Genomic DNA, 21240 nt, shown 5'->3' on the forward strand with positions numbered 1-21240 from the left:
TTGGCTATTAAAGCCTTAACTCGACAAAAAAACCACCCCATCACTATCTGACGGAGTGGTTCAATTGGTTTATTCAAATACAAATTGGTTATGGTACAACTCGGCGTAGAAGCCTTTTTGTTCAAGTAGTTCGCGGTGGGTGCCTTCTTCGATCACTTGGCCGTCCTTGAGCACGACGATTTTATCGGCGTTCAAGATTGTCTTCAAGCGATGAGCGATGACAAATGAGGTGCGGCCGGTGATGGCTGCTTCCATGGCCCACTGAATTTGTTGCTCGGTGACGGTGTCCACATTGGAGGTGGCTTCGTCCAAAATCAGAATCTTCGGGTTGGTCAAAATGGTGCGGGCAATTGAGATCTGCTGCTTTTGGCCAACGGAGAAGACGGAATTATTGTCGTCCACGTAGGTGTCGTATTTGTCAGGCAGGCTGTCGATGAACTCGTGAATGTGCGTGGTTTTGGCCACGGTGATCACGTCGTCCATTGAGGCTTCTGGCTTGCCGAAGCGAATGTTGTCGGCAATCGTGCCGGCGAACAAAACAGATTCCTGCAAAACGATCCCCACTTGTGAACGGAGGCTGTCCAAATCAAACTGGCGAATGTCGGTGCCATCATACTTGATCACGCCACCGTCGACATCGTAGAAACGATTCATCAAGTTCATGACCGTGGTTTTACCGGAGCCAGTGGGGCCAACTAAGGCGACCATTTGGCCCTTTTTCACGTCGATACTAACGTCCTTTAAAATCGGTGTGTTCGGCAAATAGCCAAAGTCGACGTGCTCGATTTGAATGCCTTTGTCCATGTGGTCAAATTGCTGACCATTTTCTGGCCGCACTTCTTCAGGTTCGTCAAACATCACGTTCAGGCGTGTCGCCCCAGTCACGGCCAGCTGTAATTGGCCAAATGACGAGGAGATCTGCATGATTGGATTGTAGTACTGTTGCGCGTATTGAATGAACGTGACGACTAAACCTAACGCCGCCGCGGCGCTCAATGAGCTGTCATTTAACGCGATCCGTGTGCCTAGGAAAATGACCAAGGCAGTGGTTAGCAGTGAAAATCCGTTCATCAGCGGCATGATCATCCCTGACCAAACTTGCGCGCCGAAAACTGATTTCTGGACTTGGTCGTTGCGGACAGTAAAGCCGTCGATGGCCGCTTGTTGCTGACCTTCAACGATGATCGCCTTTTGGCCAGAAATTTTTTCGTCCATGTAGGCGTTTAAGTCACCAATATCTCTTTGTTGCCGATCGGTATTGCGTTTGGCTTGGATAATAATGAAAACTGCGCAGATCACGGCCACTGGTGTCGTTGAAACAGTGACCCAGGCCATGCTAACGTTTTGGCGGAAAATCATGATCAAAACGCCGACGTACAAGGCGATGTTCGTGGTTACGTTGACCGCCGCTTGGTTCAGCGTGTTTTGAATGTTATCTAGATCTGAGGTGAAGCGGGCGAGGATATCGCCGTCTTCATGCCGATCAAAATACGCAATGGTCATTCGTTCCAACTTGCCGAACAAGCCTTTGCGCATCCGGTTAGTTGAGTGCGCGACGATGCGGGCAAATAGCAGCGTGTACAGCAATTGCGCCACGCCAGTCATCACGTAAAACGCCAGCAATTTCCACATTGAAGCGAAGAACGTCGCTTTGCTAGCTGGGTTGGACAGCGCCACTTGATGCAAGCTGTGGATCGTCGTGCCCTTTGGTAAGCTGGACAAAATGCTAGCTGGGACGTTGGCGTCAGTTAAGTGTTTCCAGTTTGACGGCATGTCGGCTAACTTTTGTAAGCTATCAATCGTCGTGCCTTTGGGTAAATTGGCCAAAACTTGTTGCGGCACATTGCTGTTAGTCAGCGTTGTCCAATCAACATTGTGGCCAGCCGCTTGGCTCATTTGGCTGGCAATATTTTGCAGCGCGTCCTGTGATTGCGCCGCGCCGGCAGCGATTTTCTTCAAAGCCTTGATCGCATCCCCGGCGTGTTGATGGGTGAAAAAGTCGCCGACATAGGTGGTCAAATGCGTGATCGCATCGCCCATGACGACTGGCGCCGCAACTTGCAGGTAGGTTGCCACAAAAACTAAGACGGCAATCACGAGAAATTGGAGCTTGTACTTCTTTAAATAGAGGTAAAAGAATTTAATTGCGCGTGCTGTATCCTTCATCGGCTAGTCCTCCTGTCCTTTCTGCGTCGCGTAAATCTGCTGGTAAACTTCGGAACTGGCCAGCAACGCCTTATGGTTGCCGATCGCCACTAAGCGGCCTGCATCCAAGACTAAAATTTTATCGGCGTGCACCACTGACGAGATCTTCTGGGCAATGATCAGCGTCGTTGTAGCACTTAATTCGCGGTTAAACGCATCCTGGACTAATTTTTCCGAATGGGCGTCCAGCGCGGAAGTTGAGTCATCTAAGATCAAAATTTTCGGCTGCTTGATAATGCCGCGGGTGATCGATAGCCGCTGTTTCTGGCCACCAGAGAAATTATTCCCCCGCTCTTCAACTGGCGCATTGTAGCCTTCTGGCAACCGATTGATAAACTCAGACGCCTGGGCGATTTGCGCCGCACGATTCATATCAGTGTCGTCAGCATCAGGCTTGCCTTGCTTCAAGTTACCCGCAATCGTACCGGAAAAGAGGATCGCTTTTTGCAAGACGATTGAAATTGTTCGCTTTAACGTGTTTTGGGACACGTGGCGTACGTCTTTGCCGCCGACCTTAACCGTGCCGGCAGTGGGATCAAATAGCCGCGGGATCAGCTGGGCCAGCGTTGATTTACCAGCCCCGGTTGCACCGACAATACCGACCATTTCGCCGGGATCAATTTTGAAACTGATATCCTTGAGCGTAGGCGTTTCATCGTTGGGGTACGCGAAGTCAACGTGGTCAAATTCGATGGCGCCGTCTAACTCCTCATCAGCGGTGGTATCAAAGTGCATCGAGGTTTCTGCGTCCAATACTTCGCGGATTCGGCCCATGGACACCATCCCCCGTGAAGCGAACATGGACATCATGCCGCCCATGATGATGGCAAACATGATCTGCATCATGTACTGAATAAACGACATAATGCCACCTAATTGGTCCTGCGCCACGGCTGGCGACTTCGTGACCAAGGTGGACACAATAACGATCGCCACAAAAATCGCCAACTGCGAAATAATCGTGAACGCTGGGATCATGGTTGAGAACGTATAGCCGACCGCTAAGTTATGTTGCAACAAGTCGTCGGATTCTTTGTCGAATTTCTGTGCTTGATTCTTTTCCTGAACGAATGATTTCACCACGCGGGCGCCACGCAGATTATCGCGGGCAATGGCGTTGATACGGTCCATTAATTGCTGGAACGAGGCAAAATGCGGCCCCATGATGCGCATGGCTAGACCAGTGACGAGCACGATCAAAACGACCATCACGATAATGATCCACCATAATTGTGGCAAGGTAATGATCGACAAAATAAAAGCACCGATGAATAACAGCGGCACGCGGATCAAGACTTGAAAAATCATCATTAATAACGTTTGGATCTGGTTGATATCGTTGGTCATCCGCACGACTAGATTCGCCGAGTTGAATTTTTCGATATCAGCGTAGGAAAAAGTTTGGATCTTGCGGAACGTCATTTCCCGCAAATCAGCTGAGACCACTTGGGCAATTTTGGCCGCGGTGATCGTATTTAAAATGGAACCGACCAAGCCGAATACGGCGATGACGATCAGCGCCACACCGTAATTACTGATCTTGTCCACTTTGCCATTTAGCGACAGTGACGTATCCGCCATGACGCTTAAAATTTGTTTCATGTAGCTGGGCTGCCATAACGCAGCGCCGACCTGCACCAGCATGGTCACCAGTGCCGCCAGCAGCAGCCCTTTATGTTTGCCAATTGCCTTGATCATATCAGTAGTCCCTCCGTGTACATTTAATGATAATTGCGCGAAAACAGGCTTCAATAAATAAGTAAATGAATCCACAAAAAAAGCACTTTTGCAGAGACAAAAGTGAGATTCATTATACTAAATATTATCTGATAATACAATTATTTTCGCCTGCAGCCGCTAAACAGATTGCATTTGGCCAAACAAAAAGCATTCTAAGTGAATTTAATTTCAGTCAGAATGCTTTTAATATGATATTAAAGTTCGACCTTTTGGATCCAACCTTCTGGGGCTTCGACGTCGCCGAATTGGATGCCAGTCAAGGTGTCATAAAGCTTTCTTGTAACTGGGCCAACTTCAGTTTCGGAGTAGAAGACGTGCTTGTTGCCTTCATGTGTAACACTGCCAATTGGGGAAATAACGGCGGCAGTACCACAGGCGCCGGCTTCCTTAAAGCGGTCAAATTGGTCAACGTAAACGTCGCCTTGTTCAGTGCCTAAGCCTAAGCGTTCTTTGGCCAAGTACAATAGTGAGAACTTAGTGATCGAAGGCAAGATCGATGGTGACTTTGGTGTTACGAAAATGTCGTCCTTCGTGATACCGAAGAAGTTAGCGGAACCGACTTCTTCGACCTTACGATGAGAAACTGGATCAAGGTAGATACAGTCACTGAAGCCATTTTCATGAGCGTACTGGCCTGGGAACAAGCTGGCAGCGTAGTTACCGCCGACTTTGTTAGCGCCAGTCCCTTTATGTGCGGCACGATCGTATTCAGATGTGATGAAGGCAGTTGGTGTCAAGCCACCCTTGAAATAGTTACCAACGGGCATGGCGAAAATTGAGAAAATGTATTCTTTAGCGGGATGGACACCGATATTGCCGCCGACACCGACCATGTAAGGACGTAGGTATAAGGTACCGCCGTTGCCATATGGTGGGATGAAATCAGCGTTGGCTTTAACGACTTGCTTAACCGCGTCGACAAATTTGTCTTGTGGGAAAGCTGGCATTAAAAGACGTTCGCAAGAATCGACCATCCGCTTGGCGTTTTGATCAGGCCGGAAAAGGTTGATGCTGCCGTCTTTGGTGCGGTAAGCTTTCAAGCCTTCAAATGACCCTTGGCCGTAATGTAAAATTGTTGAACCTTCATTGATGTGGATGTTGGGATCATCAGTCAACCCTGCTTCTTGCCATTCCCCATCGCGATAATACGCGCGAAAACGGTATGGTAGGTCCATATAATCGAACCCTAAATTATCAAAATCAACTTCACTAGCTTTAACTGACATGATGTTTCCCCCTTAAATTATAAAACAATGATGTTTATTATCTAATTTTAATATTAAGTGTAGTAACCTACCGCCATTTTGTCAACCGTGTTTCTAAAATTCCTGATTAAACTTAATATATTTTGTATCATAATTACATTTACTTTAAGCACAATCAAATGTATGATTAATTTAATCTAACTAATGAGGTGACCTATTTCATGAAAAAATTAATCGCAACTGAGCAAGCACCCGCGGCCTTAGGACCATATTCACAGGCGGTCCTTGTCGACAACACACTTTACGGTTCCGGCCAAGTTGGTATTGATCCTGCCAGCGGTAAATTAGTCGCCGCCGATATTACAGCACAAACGAAACAAGTTTTGGCGAATATCGGCCAAGTTTTAGCGGCGGCCGACATGACGTTTGCTGATATTGTTAAAACGACAATTTTCCTCGACGACGTGGCCACTTTTGCCCAGGTCAACGACTTATACGCCGCAGCCTTCGCCGACGCGCCAACATTGCCGGCACGCTCAACCGTTGAAGTTGCGCAACTGCCAGCTGGTGCTTTGATCGAAATCGAATATATCGCCAGCAAATAAGTGTAAAAACGCGCACCCGTGGTGGTTGCGCGTTTTTTTGAAACCGGTAACGTTAAGTCTAATGCAAACGTTAGTTCCCATAACGAACAGATTATGCTATGGTTATTATTGTGGATAAACGGCCAAGCGCTCACCGCTTAATGTCGCTGTTTGAATTGGTGCGGGATAAAAGTCTGATAGCACCGCCTGATTTAACAACGCTGCCCGCGTGCCTTGGCGCACGATTTGGCCATCACGCAGCAGCAACACATTTTGGAAGCAAGGCAACAGCTCTTCCGTGTAATGTGACACGAATAATAACGCCGGGCTGTCAGGTGCTGCCGCCAATTGCGCCACGTGCTGCAGCAGGCGTTCGCGGGCGAACAAATCTAGCCCATTACAGGGTTCGTCGAGAATCAGCAGTTGCGGCCGTGCCATTAGCGCCCGCGCAATCAGCACCGTTTGCCGCTCACCTTGCGACAGCGTGGCGTAGCGTTTGCCAATTAAAGCACTGCCGCCCATTTGCTCAAGGTATTGCTTGGCCTGCGCCATATCCGCTGCTGTGTAGTGTTCGTAAACGCCAATGCTGGCGAATTTGCCGGACAAAACGATTTTTTCGACGCGCTCGCCAACGTGTAAGGCATCCTGTAGTGCGGTGCTGACCCAGCCGATTTTACGTTGTAATTCTGGAATCGAGGTATGACCAAACACGCCGCCGAGCACCTCCAAGCGCCCAGTAGTGGGCCACATGTCACCGTGGATCAGCTTCAGCAATGTGGTTTTACCGGCGCCATTTAGGCCGAGGATCGCCCAATTTTCATGCGTGTGGGTCGTCCATGTAATGTTGTGTAAAATCGTGCGCTCACCGCGTTCTAAGCTCACATTTTGAAAATCTAGAATTTTTGCCATGACGATCTTTCCCTTCAGTAAGCGTAATTGCGGTAACAGGTGTTGGACTGCGTTAAACAGAGGCGGGGCGAACATACAGAAGCTTGCACGCAGGTCGAACGATCCACTGCATGTATCTTATTGCCTTGCTGCCATGTTAGCTCTGTTGTTTCCGTTGCTGGCGGAAACGTGACAGGCCGAAGTGCGGCAAGTCCAAGTCGCAGCTGCTTACGTATAGCTACGCAGGTCGAACGCATCACTGCGTATATCTTATCGTTCTACTAGCTTTGTTATTTCCGTTGCTGACGGAAAAGTGGTTGAAAAAGCACTGTCGCTCGACTCGACAACACTATTCGCTAAGTATCCGTTATTTGCGCATCGTTAATAGGTAACAGCTTGCTTCCCGTTGTCGATTGGACTAAGCCGAAGTGCGGCAAGTCCAAGTCGCAGCTGCTTGCACATAGCTACGCAAGTCAAACGCATCACTTCGTGTTGCTTATTGCCTTGCTAGGCTATGCTCCAGCTTCTAATCGCTTTTTCAACCACTCTAAACCATCATTGTATACAGCATTTGGTTTTCTTTTAGATTAATGTAGTTAGGGTCAAAATTAGCTAGTCGTTCTAGTAAGCCGGGTAGTGTGGCTTTGTCGCCTAGGCGTACGCCAATCAGCACTGGGCCGTTGCCGCGATTGACTTTTTTTGTGTACTCAAATTTTGTGATATCGTCATCTGGGCTGAGAATTTCGTTGACGACTTCCTTTAATGCGCCGGGGCGTTGTGGGAAATTAACGATGAAGTAATGTTGATAACCTTCAAAAATCAAGGAACGTTCTTCGATTTCTTGCATGCGGTTAATATCATTATTGCCGCCACTGATCACGCAAACGACTGTTTTACCGGCGATTTGTTCTTGTTGGGTCGCCAAAGCAGCGACGCTCAAGGCACCGGCTGGTTCAGCGACAATTGCTTCTTTGCTATATAAATCGAGAATCGCGCTGCAGACTTGGCCTTCTGGCACGGCGATAACATCATCGACGTATGCTTTTACGTTCGCGTAAGTTAGCGGGCCCGCTTTTTTCACGGCAGCACCATCCACGAAGGTGTCCATTTCACTGAGCGCGATTGGGCCGCCAGTGGCTAAGGCAGCTTTCATTGAAGCGGCACCAACTGGTTCAACGCCGACGACTTTAGTTGCGGGATTGGTGCCCTTAACGTAAGCGGCCACACCACTGATCAGGCCGCCACCACCAATTGCCGCAAACATGTAATCAACGTTGATGCCAATTTTTTCCGCGTCCGCCAACGTCTCCAACGCCAAGGTGCCTTGTCCCGCCATGGTTCGTTTATCGTTAAATGGGGCAATAAACGTTTGGTCGTTTTCTTTGCAGAAAGCTTCCGCAGCCGCTGCCGCAGCGTCAAACGTGTCACCGATCAGCTTGATCGTGACGTCAGTACCACCAAAAAATTCAACTTGGCCGACTTTCTGTTTCGGTGTTGTCACCGGCATGAAAATTGTCGCGGGGACTTGCATCTGGTGGCAAGTCCAAGCCACGCCTTGTGCGTGATTACCTGCGCTGGCACAGACAACCCCGCGCGCCCGCTGTTCTGCTGGCGTATCGGCAATGGCGTAGTAAGCGCCACGAATTTTGAATGAGCGCACGCTTTGGAGATCTTCGCGTTTTAAGTAGACTTGGCAATGGTATTTTTGCGATAAATAGACATCGTATTGGAGCGGCGTGTGGCGAATAATCGGCCGTAACACCTCATAAGCTTTATCGACGTCAGTTTTAGTAAGTAATGCGGATTCTTTTTGTACGGCGACCATCTAGTCACATCCCTTCAGTTTTGTCGTTCATTATGTGTTTTGGTACTTATGTTTTGGTACTTATGTTTTGACGCTTATGTTTTGCTACTTATGTTTTATGTGTGGTGCTATGTTTTTCGCTATGGGCTACCTGTTTGTTAGGTTACCAGCGAAGTTGCGGAAACGTGTTTGGAAAGACAGCTGGAACACTTTTCCAAATACGCTGCGCTATGTAAAGAAAAAGAGCCCGGGACAAAAGTTACCCCTTGACTCATTTTCCATTGAACGATTTGGCCGTGTTATTTTCAGCTATATTTGAAACCTGAACGCTAATTAGTTTCTGCAACTAATTAGCGCAAACGTGGTTGAAAAAGCAGCCTTCTGCGCCTAGCTAGGCTAGTGCTCAAAGCCATGTTTCTTGCGGTACGATTTTTGCCACAAGAATGGTCATTGCCCGTAGCATCAGAGTTTATTAACGGTTTTGGTTAGTAAACTGCCCCTGTTGCGGAGTAAAGTCTGAACGCTTTTTCAAACGCACTCTAGTCGCTGTATTTGTCAGCTTCGGTAACGAATGGCATATGGGCACGTAATTCAGCACCAACTTGTGATAATTGTGAGTTAGCTGAACGTTCGCGTAGGCGTTTCAATTCTGGGAAACCAGCACGGTAGTCAGCCATGAAGTCTTTAGCAAATTTGCCGTTTTGGATTTCTTTCAAAGCATTCTTCATTGCTTGTTTTGATTCAGGACCGACAACCTTAGGGCCAACGACGTATGAACCATATTCAGAAGTATTTGAGCAATCAGCGTACATCTTGTTAAAGCCGCCTTCATAGATCAAATCACAGATTAATTTCATTTCATGTTCAACTTCGAAGTAAGCCAATTGTGGTGAGTAGCCGTCTTCAGTCAAAACTTCAAAGCCAGTTTCGATCAATGATGTTACCCCGCCCATTAAGACGTTTTGTTCACCGAACAGATCTTCATCAGTTTCTTCTTTGAAGGTTGTCTTCAAAAGCCCGGCACGAGCGGCACCATTAGCTTTAGCCAATTCTTTAGACTTGTCTTCGGCATGGCCAGTTGCATCTTGTTCAGCACCGTAAAGTGCAGGCACGCCGAAACCTTCTTTATAAGTACGACGGCATAAGTTACCTGGGCCTTTAGGTGCCATCATGGTAACGTCGACAAATTCTGGAGGTACGATTTCTTTATAGTAAACGTTGAAGCCATGGGAGAAGCCGAGTGTGTTGCCTGGTTTCAGATGATCAGCAACTTCATTCTTGTAAACATCCGACATGACTTCATCTGGTGTCAGCATTTGAACAACGTCACCTTTTTCAGCTGCTTCAGCAACTGAATAAACTTCGAAGCCATCTTTTTTAGCTTTATCAAATGACTTACCAGGACGAACGCCGATGATAACGTGGAAGCCAGAATCACGGAAGTTGTTTGCTTGGGCATGGCCTTGAGCACCATAACCGATAACGGCGATTGTTTGACCTTCTAAGTAATTAGTGGTGACATCTTTCTCGTATAACATTTCTACTGACATATAAAACCCTCCATTTTTCGAATTGAAAGCAGTAACCACACTGCTTTCTGTAACCAAAATTTATCGCAAATTTTCGTCTTTCTTCCTATTATATAGGTCGAAGCGAAACTGTGACCTGAATTAAGTGGTGCCGTTGGTGCGAATTAGTGCTCAGACTTTTTTGAGATTGAGTGTGGCGAGTGCTCGTCACTAGGATAGTGAAAATGTGTTCCGGTAAGCAACTTCTTCCATATAACTACGCTTGGCGAACGCGCCACTTCGTGTCACTTATCGTCAAGCGTAGTTATATTCCAGAAGCTGACCGCTTACCGTCACACGCTATCCTTCTGCTCTGGTAAAGCCTGCAACCCCGGTGCGTACGACTTGAGTGACGCCGTACGGTTGGACCACGCGGAGTAGTGCGTTAACTTTTTCGCGTGAACCGGTAATTTGGATCATGAGTGAATCTAGCGCGACGTCGACGACATCTGCGCGAAATGGTTGTACCATTGCGAACAACTCCGCCCGTTTGTTCGTTGCGGCGTTGACGCGGATCAGCGCCAACTCGCGTTCGATATGTGGTTGTTCTGTAATATCGTGGATCTCCAACACATCGATTTGCTTATTTAGCTGTGCCACTAACTGCTTCGCCACGGCTTCGTCATCTAAGTAGACGGCGGCCGTCACGCGTGACGCGCTTTTATCGCCAACTGGACTAATTGAAATGCTGTCAATGTTGACTTGACGTCGTGTTAGCGTCCCAGTAAAGCGATTCAGTACGCCTGGATTATTGCTCAATAGACAAGTAAGTAACCGTCGCATTTAATCACTCTCCATCATTTCATTATTAGCACTCCCGGGTGCGATCATCGGCATCACCGGCTCCAAGGCTGGAATGGCGACTTCGATCAGGGCCGCGTGGGGTGCGGCAAAAGCTGCGGCTAAATCAGCGGCCACCGTTTGTGGATCAGTGAGTTGATGGCCGGCTAAGCCGTACGCTTCCGCCAGTTTCATGAAATTCGGCTGATGTTCAAACATTGTTTCTGAACGCCGTTGATCATAGAAGAGATCTTGCCATTGGCGCACCATGCCTAACGTGTGGTTATTTAATAGTACAATTTTGATATCCAAGTCATAAGTTGCGATGACTTCTAGCTCTTCACTAGTCATTTGGATACCGCCATCACCGACAAATAACACGACTGGCTGCTCGGGGTGAGCCAATTTGGCGCCGATCGCTGCGGGAAGGCCGAAGCCCATTGTGCCAAGGCCGCCGCTGGTGATCAGTTGGTGCTGGTGTTTAAATGGGTAATACTGCGCGGCCCACATTTGGTGCTGGCCGACATCGGTAACCACGTAAGCATCGCCATGCGTGAGCTCGCCCACTAACTGGACGACCTGCTGCGGCTTGATTTCCGTGGCACTCTTTTGGTAGCGCATGGGGTGCTCAGCCTGCCATTGTTGTAACTGTTCGTGCCAGGCTGCCACTTCCGGCCGTGCCGCTGAACTACGTAGCATCAATTTCAAAACCGTTTTAGCGTCACCGACGATTTGATACGTGGTGGCAATGATTTTGTTCATCTCGGCAGCATCGATATCGATGTGTGCGATCGTAGCGTGGGGAGCGAACTTAGCCGGCGCCGTGGCTAGGCGATCATCGAAGCGCGAGCCCACATTGATCAATAAATCGCACTCGGATAACGCCATGTTCGCGGCGTAGGTACCGTGCATCCCGCCCATGCCTAAGAATAATGGTGCTGTGGTTGGCATAACGCCAAGCCCTAACAGAGTTGCCACAACTGGTACTTGGTAACGCTGCGCGAAACGTTGAACTTCAGTTTGCGCTGCGGCGGCGTGAACGCCATTGCCGACTAATAATACTGGCTTATGTGCCTGACTTAAGGCTTGCATCAGCTGAGCCACTTGGTGCTTATCAACTGTTGGTGCTGGTTGATATTGGGGTAAGTTGACGCTATCAGGGAAAGGCGCGTTGGTCGTTTGATTAGCGATATTCTTCGGCAAGTCGATCAACACTGGCCCTTTACGCCCAGTTGAAGCAACATAGAACGCTTCGTTGATAACCCGTGGCAAGTCACGGACATCGTGGACTTGATAATTATTCTTGGTGATCGAGGCCGTCATGCTTAAGATATCGGCTTCTTGGAAAGCATCACTGCCAATGGCTTGCGTGCCAACTTGGCCGGTGAAAACAACTAGTGGTGCGGAATCCATCATCGCGTCGGCAATACCGGTAATGGCATTGGTTGCGCCAGGACCACTAGTGACAAAAACGACGCCGGGCTTGCCGGTTGCTTTAGCGTAACCTTCGGCAGCGTGAGCAGCGGCCTGCTCATGCCGGACAAGGATGTGACGGAATTGTTGGCGATAAATAGCGTCGTAGAGCGGGAGGACTGCGCCACCCGGGTAGCCGAAAATCATTTCGACATTTTGTGCAGTTAATGTATCAAGCAATAATTCAGCGCCATTACGTGCTGGCATGGGCTGTTCTTCTGGTGCTTGCATCTGCTCACCTCCATTTTGATTAAAATACGATTAGATTTAATGTAACTTAATTTACTCTTTATTTTGAGATTGTCAACAACTTTTTAAAACTTTTTTTGAAATCAGTTCAAATCAGCTTGTTTGGTGCTTATGGGAACAAAAAAACGTCCTTCGAGATAAATAACTATCTTGAAGGACGTTGTATTAACGTGGTACCACCTTTATTTGTGGACTGCATTACTGCAGCCACCTCTTCGCGTGCGGGCAAAAAATTGCCGATACGCTAGCCAGATAATGGTGGCAGCCAGTGAATTCTACTAGGTTTTCGATTCATTGCTCAGAGCCGATTTTCTTGATCATCATTGGTACCGCCTCTCACCAAACGCGGTTCGCTTGTCCAAACGCTGAAAAATACTTTTGCTCGTCAACACATTATTAATTTAAATGTAAGTCAATTTCTATAATGCACATATTACACTTATCTTTTACTCATTGTCAACACTTTTTTAGAAATAACGGTCAAAATCTTTTTCAAAGCCGCAAACGCTGCAATACTTCGCGTTTGGTGTTTGGGCGCCGCAATTGACGCAGAAGCTGGTGCTGAATACATTGTGTCCTTGTTCTTCAAAGAGGTGTTGACCGCAGCAGGTGCAGTAGTTGCCGCTAGGGACAGTGTGATTGCAGTTAGCGCAGACGATCATTTCATAAGTTGTTTCCATAATGGAACTCCCCTTTCGATTCTCACAGTAATGGTATTCTTCTATAGTAAATTCAGTAAATGCGCGCTTTACGGTTTTTTGCCGCCGTAAGTCGCTGGATTCAAATTCAGTGGCTGCCTTCAAGATGTAGTTGTCAAAGAACACGCTAATGTGTGAGCGAAGGCGTCCAGTAGCTAGTTTGACGATATTGCCAAGCGGAGCTAAGCGAAAAAGGCTGCCTTCTGGAACACGTTTTTGACGAAAAAAAAAGCGCCCAAAGTAATCTCTTTGAATGAGATCACTAAGGACGCTTTCGCGCGTTACCACCTTTAATTTACACTTACGTCACCGTAAATGCCTCTGCCGCGCACAAACTTTAGAAATCAGAATGCTATGTCTGCTTGGAACCTGTAGATAGAACACACACATAGAAACGAGCTAGCTCATCCCTTCTAAAGTTGATGCGTTGGTGCGATAATGGGCACTCCCAATCCCGCCTACTTTGTTCAGCAGATAGCTGAAAGGTTACTTTCATCAATAACAGTACTGCCTCTCTCAGCTAACAAGGCTCTCTGTTCAGGTACTGCAATCGACTACTCTTCCTCGTCGAAGCCGTTAAATTAGATAATGATTAAATTATATTTCGATTGAGGCTAATTCTACACGGCTGTATATCCCTTGTCAACAGTGTTTTTGAAAATAATTAATTTATTTTTGCGGTTGACGATTAAAATATTCGGTGTTAATATTTGCACCATTACAACTTTTCCTAATCTAATTCACATTTAACAATCATAAAAGGAGCTGATCCAAAATGAGTGACACCTTGAATTTTTCGATCTCAGGTAAAGATATGCAGAAGCGTAGTGACGAAATTACGGTCGGCGACGATCGGGCACCAGGGCGTAGCTTGCTGTACGCCACTGGTAAAGTCAAAAACACTGATGATATGAAGAAACCGTTTATCGCCATCTGTAACTCGTACATAGAAATCATTCCCGGCCACGTTCATTTACGTGAATTGGCTGATGTCGCAAAGCAAGCGATTCGCGAGGCTGGCGGGATTCCGTTTGAATTTAACACGATCGGCGTTGATGATGGGATCGCCATGGGTCATATTGGGATGCGCTACTCTTTACCAAGTCGGGAAATTATCGCCGATGCTGCCGAGACTGTGGTCAACGCGCATTGGTTTGACGGTGTCCTCTACATGCCTAACTGTGACAAAATCTCACCTGGCATGATGATGGCTGCGGCACGGACCAACGTTCCTTCCGTTTTTGTTTCTGGTGGTCCAATGAAAGCTGGGCTTGATCCCAACGGTAAAGCCGTCACGCTTTCCAACATGTTTGAAGCCGTTGGTGCTTTTAAGTCCGGCAAACTTAGCAAGGAAGATTTCCTACAACTAGAACAAAATGCTTGTCCTAGCTGTGGTTCTTGCGCCGGCATGTTTACCGCTAACTCGATGAACTGTTTGATGGAAATGAGTGGCTTGGCGCTACCGTATAACGGGACTGCCTTAGCCGTTTCCGAAGAACGCCGCGATTTAGTCCGCAAAGCTGCTAAGCAATTGATGAACGTGGTCAAGGATAATATTCGGCCACGCGATCTGTTGACTAAGGAAACTTTTGATGACTGTATCGCACTTGACATGGCTATGGGAGGTTCGACCAACACCGTTTTGCACGTGTTGGCCATCGCTCATGAAGCTGGCGTTGATTATAGTGAACGCGATATTAACGCCATCGCCGCCAAGACCCCATTTTTAGCCAAAATCGCCCCCTCGTCATCTTGGACTATGCAAGATGTGCATGAAGCTGGCGGGATGCCGGCCATCATTAATGAACTGATTGAAAAAGGCGGCATCATTCACCCTGATCGGCCAACGATCACCGGTAAAACGCTGCGTGAAAACGTTGCTGGCGCTAAGAGTTTGAACCATGAAGTCATCCGGCCACTGGACAATCCTTACTCTAATGAAGGCGGCTTGTCCGTTCTTTACGGCAACATTGCCCCTGATGGTTCCGTGTTGAAAGTTGGCGGCGTTGATCCTGACATCCGCGTTTTCACCGGGAAAGCCGTTTGCTTCGACTCCCATGATGACGCGGTTACCGGCATCGATGACGGCACAGTCAAAAAAGGCGACGTCGTGGTTATCCGTTATGAAGGTCCAAAAGGCGGCCCTGGTATGCCAGAAATGTTGAACCCCACCTCTGACCTAGTTGGCCGTGGCTTAGGCCGTGATGTTGGCCTGATCACCGATGGCCGTTTCTCCGGCGCCACTCACGGGATCGCCGTTGGTCACATTTCACCTGAAGCTGCCGCTGGTGGTCCGATTGCGTTGATCCATGATGGCGATGAGATCACGATCGACATGATCAAGCGGACCTTAGACGTCAACGTTTCCGAAGCTGAATTTGCGGAACGGCGCAAAGAATTGAAGCCATTCCAGCCAAAAGTCCGCCAAGGTTACTTAGCTCGTTACACTTATTTGGTCACATCAGCCAACACCGGCGGCATCATGAAAGGCGCCGACGAATTATTCGGACCAGAAGAAAAATAGGCTGAAGTAAGAGTGTGCCATAAGCTGCTTAGCTCCTGAGCATTAGCCTACTACTTCACAATAGCGGAAGGAGCTGCGACTTGGACTTGCCGTACTTTGGCTTAGTCCAATCGACAACGGGAAGCAAACACTATTTGGCAAATAAGTTCCAATTTTGATACTTGCTGAGCAGTGTTGTTAAGAACGAGTGACAGTAGCTTATGGCACATGTTTCAACGATAATTCAGAGATAAAACGGCTGTGGCAGATTTTACTCATGCCGCAGCTTTTGTCCCTTATAGCTCGTGAAAGGAAGCGTTGATCAATGGTCGAAACCACTAAAAGTGCCACTGATTTGCAGGATCGCATGTTGGATGCTTTAAATACCGTGATCGACCCTGAACTCGGTTGCGACGTGGTCAACCTCGGTTTGATCTACGGCCTGAGCATGGTCGATCACGTGGCCACAGTCACCATGACCCTAACCACCATGGGCTGCCCAATTTCCGATGTACTAGAACAAATGATCGACAACGCCCTAACCGCGCTGCCAGAAGTCACATCCGTGCAGATCAACCTAGTCTGGGAACCCGCGTGGAACATCGATAAAATGAGCCGCTATGCAAGAATCGCATTAGGAGTGCATTAGAGTGGTTGAAAAAGCGCTTAGCAGCTGGAGCATAGCCTAGCTTGACGATAAGTAGCACGAAGTGATGCGTTCGCCAAGCGTAGCTATGTGCAAGCTGCTGCTTTTTCAACCACGTTTCAGCCAGAGTGCAGTGAAAAAGCGCTAGGAGCAGGGCGATAAGAGACATGAAATGGCTCGTTCGACCTGCGTAGCTATACGCAATAAACTGCGACTTGGACTTGCCGCACTTCGGCTTAGTCCAATCGACAACGGGAAGCAAGCTGTTACTTAATGACAGTGCACAGGCAACTAATACTAGTGTAATAGTGTTGGAAAGCCGAGCGACAGTGCTTTTTCAACCACGTTTCAGCCAGAGTGCAGTGAAAAAGCGCTTAGCTTCTGAGCATTAGCCTAGCAAGGCAATAAGCAGCACGCAGTGATGCGTTTGACTTGCGTAGCTATGTTCAAGCTGCTGATTTTTCACTCACGTTTCCGCCGACTAAAGTCAGCACAGCACCGCACCATTAATTTTAATTATTGGGTGTACAACACCCATTCACATACACTTGGAGGTCTTTTTTATGCAGAAAGTTGAAGCAGTTGGTAATTGGGTCAGCAAATGGTTTACCCTTTTAGTCGTCGTTGTGGCGGCGTTTAGTTTCTTTGTTCCTAGTTTTGGTACGGCGATTGCGCCGCACACGTCGTTGTTACTTGGTGTTGTTTTGTTCGGCATGGGCCTAACGTTGTCACGGAAGGATTTCGCGCGGATTTTGCGGCGGCCTTGGCCTGTCATCGCTGGGACAGTTGCCCATTATGTCATCATGCCTGGAATCGCCTACTTGCTCTGCTTGATTTTTCATTTATCCGGCCCGACAGCAGTTGGTGTTATCTTGGTTGGCTCGTGTCCTAGTGGGACCTCGTCAAATGTGATGGCCTACTTAGCTGGCGGCGATGTGGCTTTGGATGTTTCCATCGGCATGTTATCAACGTTGTTGGCACCGATCATGTTGCCTTCATTGTTGATGTTGTACGCTGGTCAGTGGGTCACGATTCCGGCAGCTTCCTTATTCTTAGGCGCGATCCGCATCGTGTTGTTGCCCGTCTTCCTTGGTGTGTTAGTCCATACGATTTTCGGTGATCGGATCGCGGCGGTCAATCATGTGTTACCATTAGTTTCACAAACAGCTATTTTATTGATCGTTTGCGCCGTCTTTGCCGCTAACCACGCCCATTTATTCACGGCCCAAACTGCGTTAGTGATCCCCGTTGTCATTTTACATAATTTATCCGGCTACGGCCTTGGTTTCCTGTTCTCCCATTTGATCCGCTTAAATTATCCGCAACGTAAGGCCATCACCTTTGAGGTTGGCATGCAGGATTCTGCGTTAGGCGCCACCTTAGCAATGCAGTATTTCCATCCCGCTGCTGCTATCCCGTCAACGATTTTCAGTATCTGGCACAACATTTCCGGCTCAACGTTGTCGTCATATTGGCGCAACAAGGACCTGAAAAAAGAGCAATCGGTTGCGGCCAAAGCAGTTTTACAACACAGTTAGCAATAAAAATGGGACCGGCGGCAGTTGCGCGCTGATCCTATTTTTTACTATTAAGAAGGCGAATTTATGCAAAAGAAAGCGACTTGGCAACAGAATTTGGCCGTACTTTGGGCCGGAAATTTCATGACGGGAATGGGCTTTTCGATGACGATGCCCTTCCTGCCGCTATTTATTAAAACGTTAGGCGACTTCACCAAGCCGCAATTGACCATGTTAAGTGGGATTGCTTTTGCGATCACTTTTCTGGTTAAGGCGATTGTGTCGCCGTTTTGGGGGCAGTTGGCCGATGCGCACGGGCGTAAAATCATGTGCTTGCGCGCGGCTTTAGGGATGACCTTTACCATCACCGCTTGTGGGTTGGTGCGCGGCATCACTAGTTTGATCATTTTGCGGGCGCTCCAAGGCGCTTTTTCCGGCTACATCAATAACGCCAACGCGATCGTGGCCGCCGCGGCGCCGCGCGAACATAGTGGTAAGGCTATGGGCACGCTGGCTACTGGGAACGTGGTCGGTACCTTGTTAGGCCCGCTATTAGGTGGCGTGATCGCCGGTACCTTTGGCTATCGTAGTACGTTTTTCGTCACCGGCGCCTTAATGGCCGTGGTTTTTGTCACCACTTTGTTGCTCGTGCATGAACAATTTACACCGGTGGCGGCTGATCAAATGTTGCCGACTAAGCAGATTTTTCATCAGCTGCGTTACCCACAATTGATCATCGGCATGTTTGTCACCACCTTGATCATTCAGGCGGCCAATATGTCGGTGACGCCGATCATTAGTTTGTTCGTCGGTGAATTGCTACATCAGCATGGGCCGATCGCCATGGTCAGTGGCGTGGTGGCGGCCTTGCCCGGCGCGGTCACCTTAGTCTGCGCGCCAGCTTTAGGGGCATTAAGTGATCGCGTTGGCCCGGAAAAAGTGTTGCTCGCTGGGTTAACCTTTGCAACCTTGGTTTTTATTCCGATGAGTTTCGTGCAAAATATTTGGCAGCTGGGCTTCTTGCGTTTGTTAGTCGGCGTTTCTGACGCGGCTTTGTTACCTGCAGTGCAAACGATTATGACGCAGCACGTGCCGCAAAGCGTTTTTGGCCGCATTTTCAGCTACAATCAGTCGTTTCAGGCGGTGGGGAGTGTGGTCGGCCCAATGTTAGGTGCCGTGATCTCTGGTCAGTTTGATTATCGCGGCGTTTTCGCGATGACCGCCGGCTTGTTGGTGATCAATTTGGTCGTGATCCGTTTTACCAGTCGGCCCTTGTTACATCCAGCACAAAATGAAACTTAGATGAGAAGCTAAAAAAAGCAAAGACTTTTCCGCAAATTTTGCGTATACTATAAGCGTTAGGTAAGCGTTTGCAAATTAGCGCATCTGCTTTACTATTATACGAGGAGGTATTTTCTTTTGCGGAAAATTGGTATTATCGGTTTGGGCCACGTAGGCGCGGCGCTCGCGTATACTTTGGTCACTAAGGGCATTGCCGATGAATTGGTGTTGATCGATCGCAACGATCAAGTCGCCCACGGGGAAAAATTGGATCTAGAGGACACCCAAGCTGGTTTAACGACGCACACGCAGATCATTATTCAAGATTATTGGCAGTTACGGGACGCTGATATTGTGGTCATTGCCGCCGGGAACATTTCAATTTTTGATAGTGGCGTCAACATTCAACAAGCCGAATTACGCGTTGCCAGTCAAATCATCGCGGAAGCAGCGCCGCAGATCATGCTCAGTGGGTTTAACGGGATTTTGTTGAACATCACCAATCCTTGCGATGTGAGCACCACTTATTTACAGCGGTTGACTAATTTGCCGCACCAACAAGTTTTAGGCACCGGCACCCTGCTCGATACAATGCGGATGCGCCGCGCCATCGCTGAGGAATTAAGCATTTCACCAAAGGATGTCAGCGGCTATACCTTAGGCGCCCACCGCAAAGCGCAATTCACCGCGTGGTCGACCATCACCGTTGGCACGCAGCCAATCAAACACGCCTTGGCGCAGCATTGCACCGATTTGGTGGCACTAGAAAAAGCCATCCACGACCGCGCATGGCAGATCATTGATGGCAAAGGTTTTTCTAGCTATGGTATTGCTGGCGCTACGATCACGTTGATCCAGGCAATCTACAGCGACGCCCACGTCACCTTGCCCGTTTCCAGTTGGAACACTGACCATCAATTGTATATTGGTCAGCCCACGATGATCGGCCGCACTGGCGCTTTGCGGGTCGTCGACATTGATTTGCCGCAGGAAGAACAGGCGGCGTTCAACCATTCCGCTTCTTATATCCAGCAAAATTTAGATTTAATGGTCGCTAGCTCACCTCAGTGAATACTTGCGCTAAGTCAATTGGGATCGACTTAGTGGTTGCTAACGTTGCCGGCGTCACCGCACAGCCATAGGCTAGCAGGTGGACGCCGGCTTTTTTGGCGGCTAAAATTGCGGCGTACAGCGCAGGATCGCGTTGCGCGTAAATAGTCACCGCATCAATGCCACTCATTTGGACGATAAAACACAAATAAGCTTGGTAGCCCGCTTGTTGCGCGCGCACCAACGTGGCCACATGCTTGGCGGCACGGCTAGTCGGTGCATCAGGAAAAGCGGCCAGCGTACCATTGGCCAGCGTCACCCCTTTTAACTCCACGAAAAATGGCTGAGTGGCGGTGCTGCCAAAAATATCAAAACGCGCATCTTCAAAGGTAACTTCGCGCTTCAGCGTCATGATATCCGTGGTGGCAATCCCCGGCAGCTGAATGGCGCCAGACAAAATACTGTCGTAGGCGACTTGATTCGGCGCTTGGCTGTCAATATTGATCCAGCGCGCACCAACCTGCGCCGCCACCAAATCATATTGCGTTTTCCGCTTGGGGTTATCACTTTTAACCAGCGCCACCGGTACATCGGGCTGGAGAATTTCCTTATTGCGGCCAGTATTCTTCACGTGAACTTGCACCAACTCATCGTGCAAACGGCAGGTGGCGATAAATCGATTAGGCCGCGCAACAAAACGAGCCAGCTGACTATTTGGGTATTGCAAAGAACACACCTCTATTCTAGAGTGCGGGGAAAAAGCGGTTAGGAGCCGGAGCATAGCCTAGCTTAACGATAAGATACACGAAGTGGATCGTTCGCTAAGCGTAGCTATGTGCAGGCTGCTGCGACTTGGACTTGCCGCACTTCGGCTTAGTCCAATCGACAACGGGAAGCAAGCTGTTACTTAATGACAGTGCACAGGTAACTAATACTATTGTAATAGTGTTGGAAAGCCGAGCGACAGTGCTTTTTCACCCACGTTTCCAATCAGAGTGCGGGGAAAAAGCGGTTAGGTTATGGAGTATAGCCTAGCTTAACGATAAGAT

The 21240-nt window shown here is 48.5% G+C and carries 15 protein-coding genes, 1 pseudogene and 1 other annotated feature; of the genes and pseudogenes, 6 read left to right on the forward strand and 10 right to left on the reverse strand.

The features are described from left to right. Positions 1–69 precede the first annotated feature (69 nt). From EKM80_RS09250 to EKM80_RS09260, 3 genes and pseudogenes are all read right to left on the reverse strand, one after another. Positions 70–1653 (reverse strand): annotated as a pseudogene (locus EKM80_RS09250) (ABC transporter ATP-binding protein); the annotation flags it as partial. 516 nt (positions 1654–2169) lie between these two features. Next, positions 2170–3903 (reverse strand): ABC transporter ATP-binding protein, encoded by a 1734-nt coding sequence (locus EKM80_RS09255; RefSeq protein WP_125552841.1) that lies wholly within the window; start codon positions 3901–3903, stop codon positions 2170–2172. Positions 3904–4139: 236 nt separating this feature from the next. Continuing rightward, positions 4140–5171 carry a branched-chain amino acid aminotransferase gene (locus EKM80_RS09260; RefSeq protein ID WP_125552842.1) on the reverse strand — a complete coding sequence of 344 codons (1032 nt, stop codon included), beginning with the start codon at positions 5169–5171 and terminating at the stop codon, positions 4140–4142. A 200-nt stretch (positions 5172–5371) separates the two neighbouring features. Here EKM80_RS09260 and EKM80_RS09265 point away from each other — a divergent pair, with 200 nt between their 5' ends. Then, positions 5372–5755 (forward strand): Rid family detoxifying hydrolase, encoded by a 384-nt coding sequence (locus tag EKM80_RS09265; protein WP_125552843.1) that lies wholly within the window; start codon positions 5372–5374, stop codon positions 5753–5755. A gap of 105 nt (positions 5756–5860) precedes the next feature. Here the strand turns inward: EKM80_RS09265 and EKM80_RS09270 are convergent, their stop codons facing one another. The 6 genes from EKM80_RS09270 to EKM80_RS09295 all read right to left on the reverse strand — a co-directional run bounded on the left by EKM80_RS09270 (position 5861) and on the right by EKM80_RS09295 (position 13482). Beyond that, positions 5861–6643, reverse strand: a complete 783-nt coding sequence (locus tag EKM80_RS09270) for an ABC transporter ATP-binding protein (protein WP_125552844.1) — start codon at positions 6641–6643, stop codon at positions 5861–5863. A gap of 526 nt (positions 6644–7169) precedes the next feature. After that, complete coding sequence (gene ilvA / locus EKM80_RS09275; RefSeq protein ID WP_125552845.1) at positions 7170–8447, reverse strand: threonine ammonia-lyase IlvA; 1278 nt, start codon at positions 8445–8447, stop codon at positions 7170–7172. Positions 8448–8965: 518 nt separating this feature from the next. Beyond that, positions 8966–9976 (reverse strand): ketol-acid reductoisomerase, encoded by a 1011-nt coding sequence (gene ilvC, locus EKM80_RS09280; protein ID WP_125552846.1) that lies wholly within the window; start codon positions 9974–9976, stop codon positions 8966–8968. 318 nt (positions 9977–10294) lie between these two features. Next, positions 10295–10777 carry an acetolactate synthase small subunit gene (gene ilvN / locus EKM80_RS09285; protein WP_125552847.1) on the reverse strand — a complete coding sequence of 161 codons (483 nt, stop codon included), beginning with the start codon at positions 10775–10777 and terminating at the stop codon, positions 10295–10297. Continuing rightward, positions 10778–12478, reverse strand: coding sequence for a biosynthetic-type acetolactate synthase large subunit (gene ilvB / locus EKM80_RS09290; protein WP_125552848.1), 1701 nt, complete (start codon positions 12476–12478; stop codon positions 10778–10780). A 168-nt stretch (positions 12479–12646) separates the two neighbouring features. Next, positions 12647–12894: a binding site (T-box leader), on the reverse strand. Positions 12895–12963: 69 nt separating this feature from the next. Then, positions 12964–13482, reverse strand: coding sequence for a zinc ribbon domain-containing protein (locus EKM80_RS09295; RefSeq protein WP_125552849.1), 519 nt, complete (start codon positions 13480–13482; stop codon positions 12964–12966). Between the two features lie 487 nt (positions 13483–13969). On the opposite strand from EKM80_RS09295, the gene ilvD reads away from it, so the two are divergent. The 5 genes from ilvD to EKM80_RS09320 all read left to right on the forward strand — a co-directional run bounded on the left by ilvD (position 13970) and on the right by EKM80_RS09320 (position 20212). Next, the gene (gene ilvD / locus EKM80_RS09300; RefSeq protein WP_125552850.1) at positions 13970–15718 is read left to right on the forward strand and encodes a dihydroxy-acid dehydratase; all 1749 of its coding nucleotides are present in this window, start codon (positions 13970–13972) and stop codon (positions 15716–15718) included. A 304-nt stretch (positions 15719–16022) separates the two neighbouring features. Next, positions 16023–16346, forward strand: coding sequence for a metal-sulfur cluster assembly factor (locus EKM80_RS09305; RefSeq protein ID WP_125552851.1), 324 nt, complete (start codon positions 16023–16025; stop codon positions 16344–16346). Between the two features lie 560 nt (positions 16347–16906). Beyond that, positions 16907–17881 (forward strand): bile acid:sodium symporter family protein, encoded by a 975-nt coding sequence (locus tag EKM80_RS09310; RefSeq protein WP_125552852.1) that lies wholly within the window; start codon positions 16907–16909, stop codon positions 17879–17881. Between the two features lie 66 nt (positions 17882–17947). Beyond that, on the forward strand, positions 17948–19162 hold the full coding sequence (locus EKM80_RS09315) for an MFS transporter (protein WP_125552853.1): 1215 nt from the start codon (positions 17948–17950) through the stop codon (positions 19160–19162). A gap of 117 nt (positions 19163–19279) precedes the next feature. Next, positions 19280–20212: a lactate/malate family dehydrogenase gene (locus tag EKM80_RS09320; RefSeq protein ID WP_125552854.1), complete on the forward strand. Its 933-nt coding sequence runs from the start codon at positions 19280–19282 to the stop codon at positions 20210–20212. Here the strand turns inward: EKM80_RS09320 and sfsA are convergent. Continuing rightward, on the reverse strand, positions 20196–20918 hold the full coding sequence (gene sfsA / locus EKM80_RS09325; RefSeq protein WP_125552855.1) for a DNA/RNA nuclease SfsA: 723 nt from the start codon (positions 20916–20918) through the stop codon (positions 20196–20198). The genes EKM80_RS09320 and sfsA overlap by 17 nt on opposite strands. Positions 20919–21240 lie beyond the last annotated feature (322 nt).

It is taken from the genome of Loigolactobacillus jiayinensis (assembly GCF_003946445.1).
Lineage (GTDB): Bacteria > Bacillota > Bacilli > Lactobacillales > Lactobacillaceae > Loigolactobacillus > Loigolactobacillus jiayinensis.

Excerpts from the sequence above, each read along its gene's own strand:
- EKM80_RS09255 (WP_125552841.1), bottom strand. The coding sequence starts at position 3,903 with ATGATCAAGGCAATTGGCAAACATAAAGGGCTGCTGCTGGCGGCACTG.
- EKM80_RS09260 (WP_125552842.1), bottom strand. The coding sequence starts at position 5,171 with ATGTCAGTTAAAGCTAGTGAAGTTGATTTTGATAATTTAGGGTTCGAT.
- EKM80_RS09265 (WP_125552843.1), top strand. The coding sequence starts at position 5,372 with ATGAAAAAATTAATCGCAACTGAGCAAGCACCCGCGGCCTTAGGACCA.
- EKM80_RS09270 (WP_125552844.1), bottom strand. The coding sequence starts at position 6,643 with ATGGCAAAAATTCTAGATTTTCAAAATGTGAGCTTAGAACGCGGTGAG.
- ilvA (WP_125552845.1), bottom strand. The coding sequence starts at position 8,447 with ATGGTCGCCGTACAAAAAGAATCCGCATTACTTACTAAAACTGACGTC.
- ilvC (WP_125552846.1), bottom strand. The coding sequence starts at position 9,976 with ATGTCAGTAGAAATGTTATACGAGAAAGATGTCACCACTAATTACTTA.
- ilvN (WP_125552847.1), bottom strand. The coding sequence starts at position 10,777 with ATGCGACGGTTACTTACTTGTCTATTGAGCAATAATCCAGGCGTACTG.
- ilvB (WP_125552848.1), bottom strand. The coding sequence starts at position 12,478 with ATGCAAGCACCAGAAGAACAGCCCATGCCAGCACGTAATGGCGCTGAA.
- ilvD (WP_125552850.1), top strand. The coding sequence starts at position 13,970 with ATGAGTGACACCTTGAATTTTTCGATCTCAGGTAAAGATATGCAGAAG.
- EKM80_RS09305 (WP_125552851.1), top strand. The coding sequence starts at position 16,023 with ATGGTCGAAACCACTAAAAGTGCCACTGATTTGCAGGATCGCATGTTG.
- EKM80_RS09310 (WP_125552852.1), top strand. The coding sequence starts at position 16,907 with ATGCAGAAAGTTGAAGCAGTTGGTAATTGGGTCAGCAAATGGTTTACC.
- EKM80_RS09315 (WP_125552853.1), top strand. The coding sequence starts at position 17,948 with ATGCAAAAGAAAGCGACTTGGCAACAGAATTTGGCCGTACTTTGGGCC.